Origin of the sequence: Acidiphilium rubrum (assembly GCF_900156265.1) — a bacterium.
GTDB classification, from domain to species: Bacteria; Pseudomonadota; Alphaproteobacteria; order Acetobacterales; family Acetobacteraceae; genus Acidiphilium; species Acidiphilium rubrum.
Genome location: NZ_FTNE01000007.1, coordinates 162,834 through 174,988, shown reverse-complemented (window position 1 = coordinate 174,988; position 12,155 = coordinate 162,834). Strand labels below are relative to the sequence as shown.

Here is a 12,155-nt window from a genome sequence, read left to right as displayed (position 1 = left end):
CGGGTTTGGGGTTCGGGTTGGGTTTGCGCAGGCGGATGGGACGCGGGGCGGCGGTGGCGAGGGTGGTGAAGCGGCGGAACAGCAGCGCGATGCGGGCGTTGATCATCCAGAGGAGGGGGGCGGACACGGCGAGGCGTTTGCCCTGGTCGGCAATGGTCTCGCGCAGCATGCGGATGCTGTAGGCGAAACGGTCTTGCAGGGTGGTGGGGAGGAGGTTCGGGGTCCAGGGCACGGATGCTTTATAGGACGCGACCCCGGGGGGTGAGAAAGCGGAAAATTGGGGGGTTGGATGATTTTGCGATGGCGCGGGCGTTGCGCGCCGGGACAATACGGCCGGTTTTTTTCGGAAACGAAAGAGTTTGTTAACGAATAGCCCCGTAAATGGGCGCAGCGGGTGCCGCGCTCACTGACGGGTTCGGGATCAGAGGATGAAGCGGCTGAGGTCGCCTTTGGCGGCCAGGGGGGCGACTTTTTCGTGGACGAGGTTGGCATCGACGCTGATGGATTCCCCGGTGCGGTCGGTCGCGCCGAAGCTGATTTCCTCGAGCATGCGTTCGAGGACGGTGGCGAGGCGGCGGGCGCCGATGTTTTCGACGCGGTCGTTGATGTCGGCGGCGAGGCTTGCGATGGCGTCAATCGCGGCATCGGTGAAGTCGAGATGGACGTGTTCGGTGGCCATCAGGGCGACGTATTGCTTGAGGAGCGAGTGTTCGGGTTCGGTGAGGATGCGGCGGAGATCGTCGCGCGAGAGCGGGGCGAGTTCGACGCGGATGGGCAGGCGGCCCTGGAGTTCGGGCAGCAGATCGGAGGGTTTGGCGATGTGGAAGGCACCGGAGGCGATGAAGAGGATGTGGTCGGTTTTGACCGGGCCGTATTTGGTTGAGACGGTGGTGCCTTCGATGAGGGGGAGCAGGTCGCGCTGCACGCCTTCACGCGAGACATCGCCGCCGCGGAAGCCGCCATCGGTTTTGGCGCAGATTTTGTCGATTTCGTCGAGGAAGACGATGCCGTGGTTTTCCGCGTGGGTGCGGGCGTCGGCGGTGAGTTGGTCGGTATCGAGCAGGCGGTCGGCTTCCTCGCGGTTCAGGGCGGTGCGGGCGGCGGCGACGCTCATGCGCTTGCGGCCCTGCTGGCGGCCGAACATGGATTTCATCATTTCGCCGATGTTGGCGGCACCACCGGGGGGCATGCCCGGCATATCGAGCTGGCCGATCATGTTGGCGGGGTTTTCGGCGACTTCGATGTCGATTTCCTTGTCTTCCAGCTGGCCGTCGCGGAGCATGGTGCGGAAGCGGGATTTGGTATCGGCGCCGGCCCCTTCGCCGACCAGGGCGGTGAGCAGGCGTTCCTCGGCGGCGAGTTCGGCGCGGGCGGCCACGCCCTTGCGATTGGCATCGCGCAGCATGGTGATGGAGATTTCGACCAGGTCGCGGATGATGCTTTCGACGTCGCGGCCGACATAGCCGACTTCGGTGAATTTGGTGGCTTCGACCTTGATGAAGGGGGCTTGGGCGAGTTTGGCAAGGCGGCGGGCGATTTCGGTTTTGCCGCAGCCGGTTGGGCCGATCATCAGGATGTTTTTCGGGACGACTTCCTCGCGCATGGCTTCGGGGAGTTGCTGGCGGCGCCAACGGTTGCGCAGCGCGATGGCGACGGCGCGTTTGGCATCGTTCTGGCCGACGATGAAACGGTCGAGCTCGGAGACGATTTCGCGGGGGGTGTAGGTTGGGCTGTCGATCACAGGGTTTCTACAATCAGGTTGTGGTTGGTGTAGATGCAGATGTCGCCGGCGATTTTCATGGCGCGGCGGGCGATGTCCTCGGCGGTGAGGCCCTCGACGGTGAGCAGGGCGCGGGCGGCGGCGAGGGCGAAATTGCCGCCGGAGCCGATGGCGATGATGCCGTCCTCGGGTTCGAGCACGTCGCCGTTGCCGGTGAGGGTGAAGGAATGGACGCTGTCGGCCACGGCCATCATGGCTTCAAGGCGGCGGAGGTAGCGATCGGTCCGCCAGTCTTTCGCCAATTCGACGCAGGCGCGTTCGAGTTGGTTGGGGAAGCGTTCGAGCTTGGCTTCGAGGCGTTCGAGCAAAGTGAAGGCATCGGCGGTGGCGCCGGCGAATCCGGCGAGGACGGCGCCGTTGCCGATGCGGCGGACCTTGCGGGCGTTGCCTTTGACGACGGTGTTGCCGAGGCTGACCTGACCATCGCCGGCCATGGCGACCGCGCCGTTCGCGCGGACGCAAAGGATGGTCGTGCCGTGCCAGCCGACCGGATCGTGCGGGTTTTCCATGATTGGGAGATGGCATGGGTGGCGTAGAGAAGGAAGGGAAGCGCTTCTTTTTTGGAAAAAAGAAGCAAAAAACTTTTTGGAGTTGGGTTCCCGGCGGTGTCACCCGAATGGGCTAACGAACGAGAGTTTTTTTGCTTCTTTTTTTGCAAAAAAAGAAGACCTTGCTTTACTTTTACCGGTCGTGGTGTGTTGGTGACGGGCGGCGCGGCAGCGTGCTGGATAAGCAAAAAAGGACGATCAGGGATGCGTGAGGGGTTCGAGACCAGGGTCTATCATTATTTCGAGATCATCGTGGTGCAGGTGCTGACGCTGCTGATGGCGGTGGTCGTGACCGCGGCGCTGCTGCATCTGATTGCGAATATTCTGCATGATATTTTCTATACCAGTTTCGATCCGACCAATCCGGCGATTTTTCAGTCGGTGTTCGGGGCGATTTTTACCGTGGTGATCGCGCTGGAGTTCAAACGATCGATTCTGGTGACCAGCGAGCGGGCCGAGGGGTTGGTGCGGGTGCGGGTGGTGATTTTGATCGGGATGCTGGCGATCGTGCGCAAGCTGATCATTCTGGATCTGGGCAAGGGGCAGTCGGAGACGTTGTTTGCGCTGTCGGCGGCGTTTTTATCGCTGGGGGCGGTGTATTGGCTGGTGCGCGATCAGGATCGGCGGGATCAGGCCGAGCAGGTGGAGTGAGGGGCGATGGTCGTGACCGTCCGCACGGGTTGCTCGGCGCGGATTAGCCTCATTGTTTCGTGAGAGATGAGGGTATCGCCGGAAACCGTGCGTCGGGTCATGAAAATGGGGTCAGCCGGGTTGGGTGGATTTGAAGCTCGGCAGCGCCTGGATTGCGGTCCACCAGGCGGGGAAGCCGGGGATGTCGAAGATTGTCTCGGCATCGGGCGTCATCGCGACGTAGGCGATGATGGGTGCGAGGTAGAGGTCCGCGAGGCTGAGGTCGCCGGCGATGAAGGGGGACGCGCCTTTGGTTTGCATGGCGAGGGCGAGCACCGTGCGGCCGTTTTCGATGCCGGATGCGCGGGCGGCTTCGTTTTTGCCGCCGACGAAATCGGGGAACAGATGATAGGCGGCGACGCCGCCGAGCAGCGCGCCGTAGCCGTAGGAATCGATCAGGCCGATGATCATGTCCATCCGGGCGCGGTCTTTCGGGGTGGCGGGGATCAGGGCGGGGCCGGCCAGGATGTCGTTCAGGTAGCGGGTGATCGCGCTGGTTTCGAGGATGCGCAGGCCATCGTGATCGAGCACGGGGACCTTGCCGAACGGGTGGCGGGCGAGGTGTTCGGGTTGTTTGGGTTCGCCGGCGAGGACGTTGATCTGGTGTTGTTCGAAGTCGGTGACGCCTTTTTCGGCGAGGACCATTTTGACGGTGCGGACGTAGGTGGAGCCATCGAAGCCCCAGAGCGTGAGTGCGGACATGGCGGATTTCCTTTGGTTCGATCGGAGGCGGCTTTGGATTTACCTTGGATATGGCCGGATTGGCGGGATTGTCCAGCGGGGGCGACGCCTGGCCCGGGGGATGCTTGCCAAAACGGGGGCTTGCGGGCTTAACGGTGGGTAAATCATCGGCGACGGGGGGATTGATCATGTCGGGGCAACATTCGGCGGAGATTGCGGCACGGCTTGACCGGTTGCCGCCGTCGCGCACGGTTTGGACCATTATTGTGCTGATCTCGCTGGGCGGGGTGTTCGAGTTCTATGATCTGTTCTTCACCGGGTATGTGGCGCCGGGGATGATCGGGTCGGGGCTGTTCAAGCCGGCGTCGCTGGGGGTTTTCGCCTCGCTCGGGGCGTTGAAGGTGGCCGGGTTCGGGACCTTCGTGTTTGCGACCTTTGCGGGGCTGTGGCTCGGCGCGCTGGTGTTCAGCCAGGTGGCCGACCGGTTGGGTCGGCGGATCGTGTTCACCGGTTCGTTGATCTGGTACATGGTGTGCACCGCGATCATGGCGTTTCAGACCACCGGGTTTGCGCTGGATATCTGGCGGTTCATTGCGGGGATCGGCATCGGGGTGGAGCTGGTGACGATCGATACGTTCATTTCCGAAATGATTCCGCGCGCCGAGCGGGGGCGGGCGTATTCGATCAATCAGATGATCACCTTCGCGGTGGTGCCGGTGATTGCGTTTCTGGCGTATTTTCTGAAGGGCAGCAAACCGTTCGGGCTGGATTATTGGCGCGTGGTGATCTTGATCGGGTCGGTCGGGGCGCTGGTGGTGTTTTTGTTGCAGCGCGGCATTCCGGAAAGCCCGCGCTGGCTGGCGCGGCATGGGCGGATGGCCGAGGCGGAGGCGATTGTCGGCGCGATCGAGCGCAAGGTGATGGCCGAGACCGGCAGCGCGCTGCCGCCACCGCAGCCGGCGGCGCCGGAGGAGGACGGCGTTGGGTCGTTTTTTGAGATTTTCAGCCCGCAGTATCGGAAGCGCACCATCATTCTGTCGGTGTTCAACATGGCGCAGGTGATCGGGTTTTACGGGTTTGCCGCCTGGGTGCCGACGCTGCTGATCCATCGCGGCATTCATGTGACGGCGAGCCTGAAATATGCGTTCATCATCGCGATCGCCAATCCGTTCGGGCCGCTGATCGGCACGCTGTTCGCCGATCGGTTGGAGCGCAAGACGCAGATTATCGGCGGGTTGGCGGTGATGGGCGTGGTGATCGCGCTGTTTGCGATGAGCAACGCCCCTGCCCTGCTGATTGCGCTCGGCGTGTTGTTCACCTTGGCGGCGAATATCATGTCGTTCGCGTATCACGGGTATCAGCCGGAATTGTACCCGACGCGGATTCGCGCGCGGGCGGTGGGGTTTGTCTATTCGTGGAGCCGGCTTGCCGCGGCGTTCGCGGGGCTCGCGATCGGGATTTTGTTGAGCGATTACGGGGTGCCGGGGGTTGCGGTGTTCATCGGGGCGGCGATGCTGGTCGGGATCGTGATGATTACGCTGGGGCCTTCGACCAAGGGGTTGGCGCTGGAGCAGATCAATCATTGAAGGAAGCACTTCTTTTTTTGGAAAAAAAGAAGCAAAAAAAACTTTTATTCGCTGGGCCTGTGCTGGTGAACACGCCCGAGGCCTAAATTAACAAAAGTTTTTTGCTTCTTTTTTTCAAAAAAGAAGGACTTCCTTAACCACGCGGTGCGCAAGATTGGCGGGCCGATCTTTTTGGGCTAGGCAGCGCGGATGAGCCGCAACGCAACCATCAGTCGTAAAACTTCCGAAACCGCGATCGAGTTGATGCTTGATCTCGATGGCACGGGGCATACCGAAATCGCCACCGGGATCGGGTTTTTCGACCATATGCTGACCGCGTTCGGGCGGCATTCGATGATCGACCTTGATGTGCGGGCCGAGGGGGATCTGCATATCGATGCGCATCATACGATCGAGGATGTCGGTATCGTGCTGGGCCAGGCGATCCGCGAGGCGTTGGGCGACAAGCGCGGGGTGACGCGGTTCGGGTTTGCCGCGGTGCCGATGGATGAGGCGTTGTGCGAGGCGGTGATCGATTTGTCGGGGCGGGGGTTTCTGGCGTTCAACGTGGCGTTCGAGCGGCCGATGCTGGGGGATATGGATACGCAATTGGTGCAGGAGTTTTTCCAGGCGTTGGCGGCGAACGGGCAGTTTGCGCTGCATGTGAACCAGCGGGCCGGGCATAATGCGCATCATGTCGCCGAGGCGGCGTTCAAGGCGGTGGCGCGGGCGCTGCGGATGGCGGTTGAGCCGGATGCGCGGGCGGCGGGTGCGGTGCCTTCGACCAAGGGGGTGCTTTGAGGATCGCGGTGATCGACTACGGCAGCGGCAATCTGGCTTCGGCGGCGCGCGGGCTGGAGCTTGCGGCGGCGCGGTGCGGGATCGATGCGGTTGTGACGATCACCGATGATCCGGACGTGGTCGGGCAGGCCGATCGGATCGTGCTGCCGGGCCAGGGTGCGTTTGCCGATTGTGCGGATGGATTGGCGGCGCGGCCGGGGTTGGCGGCGGCGATGCATCGGCGCGTGGATGCAGGGGCGCCGTTTCTGGGCATTTGCGTTGGTATGCAGTTGATGGCGGCGCGCGGGTTGGAGCATGGCACGACGCCGGGGTTTGGCTGGATTGCCGGCGATATCGCGCCGATTGCCGCGAACGGGTTGCGGCTGCCGCATATGGGGTGGAACGAGCTGGTGTTCACGCCGGGGGCGCATCCGTTGCTGGAGGGGTTGAAGACCGGCGATCATGCGTATTTCGTGCATTCCTATGCGCTGATCACCGATGAGCCGGCGCCGGTGATTGCGACGACCGATTATGGCGGGAGGGTGGTCGCCATGGTGGCGCACGGCAACCGGGCGGGGACGCAATTTCATGTCGAGAAGAGCCAGGCGGTCGGGTTGACGATCCTGGGCAATTTTCTGCGGTGGAGTCCGCAATGACGACCGCACCGATCCGTGACATGCCGCCGCCGGAGACGCTGGCGGTCGATCGGCTGGCGGTGATCGGCGATGACGACATGCAGGCGCTGTGCGAGGCGGCGGATGCGGCGATCATCGATGGCGGCGGGTTCGGCTGGATCAAGCCGCCGGGGCGGGCGGCGCTGGAGCAGTATTTTCGCGGCGTGGTGATGGTGCCCGAGCGCGAGCTGTTCGTGGGGCGGATGGACGGCACGATTTATGGCGCAGCACAGTTGGTGCGGCCGCCGCGCAACAATGAGGCGCAGGCGTTTGGTGCAACGATCGCGCTGAATTTCGTGGCCCCCTATGCGCGCGGGCATGGGCTGGCGCGGTTGATTTTGCGGCGGGTCGAGGATCGGGCGCGGGCGCTGGGGTATCAGGTGTTGAACCTCGATGTGCGCGATACCCAGGACGCGGCGATCGCGCTGTATGAGGGGGCGGGGTTTCTGCGTTGGGGGACGCATCCGGCGTATGCGCGGGCGGAGGGGCGGACTGTGGCGGGGCATTTTTATTATAAATTGTTGCAGGGGCATTGATGAGACGAGAAGAAGAAGGCTTCTTTTTTGTAAAAAAGAAGCAAAAAACTTTTTTTCGCTGGGGTATGGGCGTCGAAACGGGTATGGGCCAAACTAATAAAAGTTTTTTGGTTCTTTTTTACAAAAAAGAACACTTCTGATGCCCCTAACCTTATATCCGGCGATCGACCTGAAAGACGGCGCCTGCGTCCGCCTCAAGCGCGGCGCGATGGACCAGGCGACGGTGTATGCCGATGATCCGGCGGCGCAGGCGCGGCGGTTTGAGGCGCAGGGGTTTACCGCGTTGCATGTGGTCGATCTGAACGGCGCGTTTGCCGGCAAGCCGGTGAATGCCGGGGCGGTGCGCGCGATTCTGGCCGCGGTGAGCATGCCGGTGCAGCTGGGCGGCGGGATCCGGGATATGGCGGGGATCGAGGCGTGGCTGGCGCTGGGGATTTCGCGGGTGATTCTGGGCAGTGCTGCGGTGAAGAATCCGGCGCTGGTGCGCGCGGCGGGGGCGGCGTTTCCCGGGCGGATCGTGGTCGGGATCGATGCGGCGGAGGGGATGGTGGCGACCGAGGGCTGGGCCGAGGTTTCGACGCTGGCGGCAACCGACATGGCGCGGCGGCTGGAGGATGCGGGGATTGCCGCGATCATTCACACCGATATCGCGCGCGATGGGATGCTGGCGGGGTTGAATCTGGAAGCGACCGAGGCGCTGGCGCGATCGGTTGCGATTCCGGTGATTGCGTCGGGCGGGGTTGCGGGGATTGGCGACATCGTGGCACTGCGCGCGGCGGCGGGGCGGACGCGCAATATTATGGGCACGATCATCGGGCGGGCGCTGTATGATGGCAGTCTCGACCCGGCGGCGGCTTTGGCGGAGGCGGCTTTGGCGGAGGGGGTCGCGTGCTGAAGCTGCGGGTGATCCCGTGCCTCGATGTGAAGGACGGGCGGGTCGTCAAGGGTGTGAATTTCGTTTCGTTGCGCGATGCGGGTGATCCGGTCGAGCAGGCGCTGGTGTATGACGCGGCGGGGGCGGATGAGCTGACGTTTCTGGATATCACGGCGAGTCATGAGAACCGGGACACGATCATCGATGTGGTGTCGCGCACCGCGGCGCGGGTGTTTCTGCCGCTGACGGTGGGCGGCGGGATCAGGAGCACCGAGGATATGCGGCGGTTGCTGCTGGCGGGGGCGGATAAATGCAGCATCAATTCGGCGGCGATTGCGCGGCCTGAGTTCATCAACGAGGCGGCGCGGAAATTCGGCAGCCAATGCGTGGTGGTGGCGGTGGATGCGCGGGCGGTGGCCGGCGGCGGGTGGGAGATTTTCACCCATGGCGGGCGCCAGCCGACCGGGATCGACGCGGTGGCGTGGTGCGGCGAGATGCAGGCGCGCGGGGCGGGCGAGATTCTGCTGACCTCGATGGACCGGGATGGGACCGGCAGCGGGTTTGATATTGCGTTGTTGCAGGCAGTGGCGCGGGCCGTGACGATTCCGATTGTTGCGTCGGGCGGGGTTGGCACGCTCGATCATTTTGCCGAGGGCGCGCGGGCCGGGGCGACCGGGCTGCTGGCGGCCAGCGTGTTTCATTTCGGTCAGTTCACGATTTCGGAGGTCAAGGCGAGTCTGCACCGCGCGGGCCTGCCGGTGCGGCTGACCGCGTCATAACCTAGAGGATTGCATGCCCAAGAAACCGACCAAGACTGCGACGATCCCGCCCGAGGCGGCGCCGGCGAAGATGAAGACCGGCAAGACCAAGGCCGAGACGGTGAAAATCGCAAAGGCCAAGGCCGTGAAAGCGAAATCCGCCAAGGCGAAGGCGTCGAACGCGAAGTCGCTGAAGGCCAAGGCGGGCGGTAAGGTGAAGGCGGCGCCACGGTTTGCGCCGGTGCCGCCGCTCGACCCGGATGCGCCGGATGCGCGGGTGATGGACCGGCTGTGGTCGACCATTATCGCGCGGAAGAATGCCGATCCGCTGATCAGCCATTCGGCGCGGTTGCTCTCGCGCGGGGTGAACAAGGTGGCGCAGAAATTCGGCGAGGAATCGGTCGAATGTCTGATCGAGGCGGTGGCGGGCAACCATGAGGCGCTGATCGCGGAAAGTGCCGATGTGCTCTATCATTTGCTGGTGATGTGGGTCGCCGTCGGGCTGCGGCCGGAGGATGTGTGGAGCGAGTTGAAGCGGCGCGAGGGGATTTCCGGGATTGCCGAGAAATCGGCGCGGCCGGTGATGCTGTCGATTGCGGAGACGAGGAAAATACCATGAACGAGACGCCGGGGAACGAGACGCCGGGGAACGAGACGCCGGGGAACGAGACGCCGGGGAACGAGAAACCAGGGACCATGAAGCCGGGCGTGAGCGGCACGCCGCCGTATGATGATCAGAACGTGTTCGCGAAGATTTTGCGCGGGGAGATCCCGTGCCGCACAGTGTTCGAGGATGAATTTGCGTTGGCGTTTCACGACATCAACCCGCAGGCGCCGCATCATGTGCTGGTGATTCCGAAGGGGCGGTATGTCGCGTTCGCCGATTTCGCGGCGAGCGCTTCGGATGCGGAGATCACCGGGTTCGTGCGCGCGGTGGGGCATGTGGCGCGGCTGCTGGGGTTCGAGGAGAGCGGCTATCGGCTGCTGGCGAATATGGGGCCGGACAGCCATCAGGAAGTGCCGCATCTGCATGTTCATATTTTCGCGGGCCGCCCGCTGGGGCCGATGCTGGTGAGTTGAGCCGATGATCATCGCAGCACGGCGTCTGCTGATCGATGGTGAGATCATCGGTCCGGCCAGCTTGGTGATCGAGGATGGGCGGATCGTGCGCGTGCTCGATGATGCGCCGGATGATGCCGATGTGGTGCTGGCGGATGGGGTGTTGGCGCCGGGGCTGATCGATCTGCACAATAACGGCGCGTTCGGCATCGATTGCGCGACGGCTGGGACGGTGGATTTTGAAACTCTGTGCCGGCATCTGGCAGAGTGCGGGGTGAGCAGTTTTCTGCCGACGGTGATTACCGCGCCGATCGGTGACTTGCAGGCGGCGGCGGGGCGGATCGATGCGGCGATGCAGGCGCAGGCGGCCGCCGGGCCGGGTGCCGCGATGCTGGGGTTGCATCTGGAGGGGCCGTTTCTGGCGCCGGGGCGGCGCGGGGCGCATCGGGCGGATTGGTTGAGGGTGCCGGATGCGGCGGCGCTCGATGCGTTGCTGGGTGATGACGCGATGCGCCGGGTGCTGCGGATGGTGACGCTGGCGCCGGAACTGCCCGGGGCGATGGCGGCGATCGGGCGGCTGGTGGCGGCGGGCATTGTCGTGTCGCTCGGTCATACCGATGCGGATGCGGCGTGTGCGACCCGCGCGATCGATGCGGGGGCGCGGCTGGCGACGCATGTGTTCACCGCGATGCGGCCGTTTCATCATCGTGATCCCGGGGTGGTCGGGGTGGCGCTGGCGGACGCGCGGATCGCGCCGTGTTTCATTGCGGATGCGGTGCATGCCGATGGGCTGAGTCTGCGGCTGGGGTTTGCCGCGGCGGGGCGGCGGGCGGTGGCGGTGACGGATGCGGTGAGCCTGGCCGGGATGCCGGAGGGGTATGCGGCGGATTTCGGTGGCGGGTCAGCGATGGTGCGCGATGGCGCGGCGCGGCGGCCGGATGGCACGCTGACCGGGGCGGTGATCGCGCTCGATGAAGGGGTGCGGCGGTTGATTGCGGCGGGGATTGCGCCGGCGGCGGCGCTGGAAGCCGCGACCGCGGCGCCGGCCCGCGCGCTGGGCCTGACCGACCGGGGGCGGCTGGCGGCGGGGCTGCGGGCGGATTTGGTGTGGTTCGACGATGCGTTTCAGGTGCGCAATTGCTGGATCGCGGGGGTTGCGATCAAGCCCGTCGTGCCATCGGGGCGGCGCGCGGCGACGCTGCCGCTGACCGAGGCGGTGCGGACCGACCTCGATGATCTGGATATGCGGACGAGCGAGGCGATCATCGCGACGCTGCTGGCGCAGGAGGTGGTGGCGCAGGCGGCGTTGCGGCGTGCCGCCCCTGCCCTCGCCCGGCTTGCCGATGCGGTTGCGGCACGTCTGGCGGCGGGCGGGCGGCTGTTCTACGCCGGGGCCGGCACCTCGGGCCGGCTGGCGGTGCTGGATGCGGTGGAATGCGGGCCGACGTTTTCGCTGCCGCCGGGGGTGATCATTCCGTTGATCGCGGGTGGCGCGGCGGCGGTGAGCGGCGCGGTCGAGGGGGCCGAGGATGATGCGGCGGCCGTGGCGGGGCTGCTGGCGGATCATGCGATCGGGCCGGGGGATGCGCTGGTCGGCATCGCGGCTTCGGGGGCGACGCCGTTCACGCTGGCGGCGATCGAGGCGGCCGGGCGGGCCGGGGCGCTGACCGGCAGCATCACCAACAGCGCCGGGCCGATCGCGGCGGCGGCGGGGATTGCGGTGGTGATCGCGACCGGGGCGGAGGTGATCGCGGGATCGACCCGGTTGTCGGCGGGGACGACGCAGAAGATTGCGCTGAATTGCCTGTCGAGCACGGTGATGATCCGGCTGGGCAAGGTGTTCGGGCCCTATATGGTCGATCTGAAGCCGAGCAACGCGAAGCTGCGGTTGCGGGCGGCGCGCATCGTCGCGGCGATTGCGCCGTGCGAGCGTGCGGCGGCGGAGCGGGCGCTGGCGGATTGCGGCCATGAGGTGAGCATCGCGATCATCGCGTTGCGGTTCGGGCTGGGGGCGGATGCGGCGCGGGCGCATCTCGCGCGGTGCGGCTTTCGGTTGCGCGCGGCGCTGGCGGCGGATGGCCGGGCCGACTGAGGCTGGGGCTGTGGTGTATATGGGCGTTGAATGCCCGGATTATCAGGGTTTTTTGCGAAGTTCGGCTGTGTGGCGCTTGCGCAGGGGGGCGAAAATGCGTAATTGCTAGGGCGGCTGC

Annotated in this window: 15 protein-coding genes; 11 read left to right on the top strand and 4 right to left on the bottom strand. The window is 64.9% G+C overall.

What is annotated here, in order from left to right; genetic code table 11:
- The 3 genes from BW994_RS07570 to hslV form a co-directional block, all read right to left on the bottom strand.
- The coding region (locus BW994_RS07570; protein ID WP_139334027.1) for a hypothetical protein at window positions 1-232 on the bottom strand (232 nt) is incomplete at its 3' end.
- Between the two features lie 189 nt (window positions 233-421).
- Window positions 422-1,738, bottom strand: a complete 1,317-nt coding sequence (hslU, locus tag BW994_RS07565; RefSeq protein ID WP_029313177.1) for an ATP-dependent protease ATPase subunit HslU — start codon at window positions 1,736-1,738, stop codon at window positions 422-424.
- Complete coding sequence (gene hslV / locus BW994_RS07560) at window positions 1,738-2,289, bottom strand: ATP-dependent protease subunit HslV (RefSeq protein ID WP_029313178.1); 552 nt, start codon at window positions 2,287-2,289, stop codon at window positions 1,738-1,740. The genes hslU and hslV overlap by 1 nt, the downstream gene beginning before the upstream one ends.
- 243 nt (window positions 2,290-2,532) lie before the next feature.
- On the opposite strand from hslV, the gene BW994_RS07555 reads away from it, so the two are divergent.
- A complete protein-coding gene (locus BW994_RS07555) occupies window positions 2,533-2,979 on the top strand; it encodes a phosphate-starvation-inducible PsiE family protein (protein WP_029313179.1) in 447 nt (148 codons plus the stop codon).
- Window positions 2,980-3,090: 111 nt separating this feature from the next.
- Here BW994_RS07555 and BW994_RS07550 read toward each other — a convergent pair whose 3' ends face one another.
- Window positions 3,091-3,720 (bottom strand): glutathione S-transferase family protein, encoded by a 630-nt coding sequence (locus tag BW994_RS07550; RefSeq protein ID WP_029313180.1) that lies wholly within the window; start codon window positions 3,718-3,720, stop codon window positions 3,091-3,093.
- Window positions 3,721-3,887: 167 nt separating this feature from the next.
- Here BW994_RS07550 and BW994_RS07545 point away from each other — a divergent pair, with 167 nt between their 5' ends.
- The 10 genes from BW994_RS07545 (at window position 3,888) to nagA (ending at window position 12,037) form a co-directional block, all read left to right on the top strand.
- Entirely contained in the window at window positions 3,888-5,285 is a 1,398-nt protein-coding gene (locus BW994_RS07545; protein WP_029313181.1) for an MFS transporter, read from the top strand.
- A 189-nt stretch (window positions 5,286-5,474) separates the two neighbouring features.
- Complete coding sequence (hisB, locus tag BW994_RS07540) at window positions 5,475-6,065, top strand: imidazoleglycerol-phosphate dehydratase HisB (RefSeq protein WP_029313182.1); 591 nt, start codon at window positions 5,475-5,477, stop codon at window positions 6,063-6,065.
- The gene (gene hisH, locus BW994_RS07535) at window positions 6,062-6,700 is read left to right on the top strand and encodes an imidazole glycerol phosphate synthase subunit HisH (protein ID WP_029313183.1); all 639 of its coding nucleotides are present in this window, start codon (window positions 6,062-6,064) and stop codon (window positions 6,698-6,700) included. Before hisB ends, hisH begins: the two co-directional genes overlap by 4 nt.
- Entirely contained in the window at window positions 6,697-7,254 is a 558-nt protein-coding gene (locus tag BW994_RS07530; RefSeq protein ID WP_076454433.1) for a GNAT family N-acetyltransferase, read from the top strand. Before hisH ends, BW994_RS07530 begins: the two co-directional genes overlap by 4 nt.
- Window positions 7,254-7,394 (top strand): hypothetical protein, encoded by a 141-nt coding sequence (locus BW994_RS19925; RefSeq protein WP_217696445.1) that lies wholly within the window; start codon window positions 7,254-7,256, stop codon window positions 7,392-7,394. The genes BW994_RS07530 and BW994_RS19925 overlap by 1 nt, the downstream gene beginning before the upstream one ends.
- Complete coding sequence (gene hisA, locus BW994_RS07525; RefSeq protein WP_029313185.1) at window positions 7,394-8,149, top strand: 1-(5-phosphoribosyl)-5-[(5-phosphoribosylamino)methylideneamino]imidazole-4-carboxamide isomerase; 756 nt, start codon at window positions 7,394-7,396, stop codon at window positions 8,147-8,149. The genes BW994_RS19925 and hisA overlap by 1 nt, the downstream gene beginning before the upstream one ends.
- A complete protein-coding gene (gene hisF, locus BW994_RS07520) occupies window positions 8,143-8,907 on the top strand; it encodes an imidazole glycerol phosphate synthase subunit HisF (RefSeq protein WP_029313186.1) in 765 nt (254 codons plus the stop codon). The genes hisA and hisF overlap by 7 nt, the downstream gene beginning before the upstream one ends.
- Before the next feature lie 13 nt (window positions 8,908-8,920).
- Window positions 8,921-9,505, top strand: coding sequence for a phosphoribosyl-ATP diphosphatase (locus BW994_RS07515; protein WP_051657552.1), 585 nt, complete (start codon window positions 8,921-8,923; stop codon window positions 9,503-9,505).
- Window positions 9,506-9,582: 77 nt separating this feature from the next.
- On the top strand, window positions 9,583-9,966 hold the full coding sequence (locus BW994_RS07510; RefSeq protein ID WP_029313188.1) for an HIT domain-containing protein: 384 nt from the start codon (window positions 9,583-9,585) through the stop codon (window positions 9,964-9,966).
- A 4-nt stretch (window positions 9,967-9,970) separates the two neighbouring features.
- The gene (nagA, locus tag BW994_RS07505) at window positions 9,971-12,037 is read left to right on the top strand and encodes an N-acetylglucosamine-6-phosphate deacetylase (protein ID WP_029313189.1); all 2,067 of its coding nucleotides are present in this window, start codon (window positions 9,971-9,973) and stop codon (window positions 12,035-12,037) included.
- The last annotated feature ends 118 nt before the right edge of the window (window positions 12,038-12,155 follow it).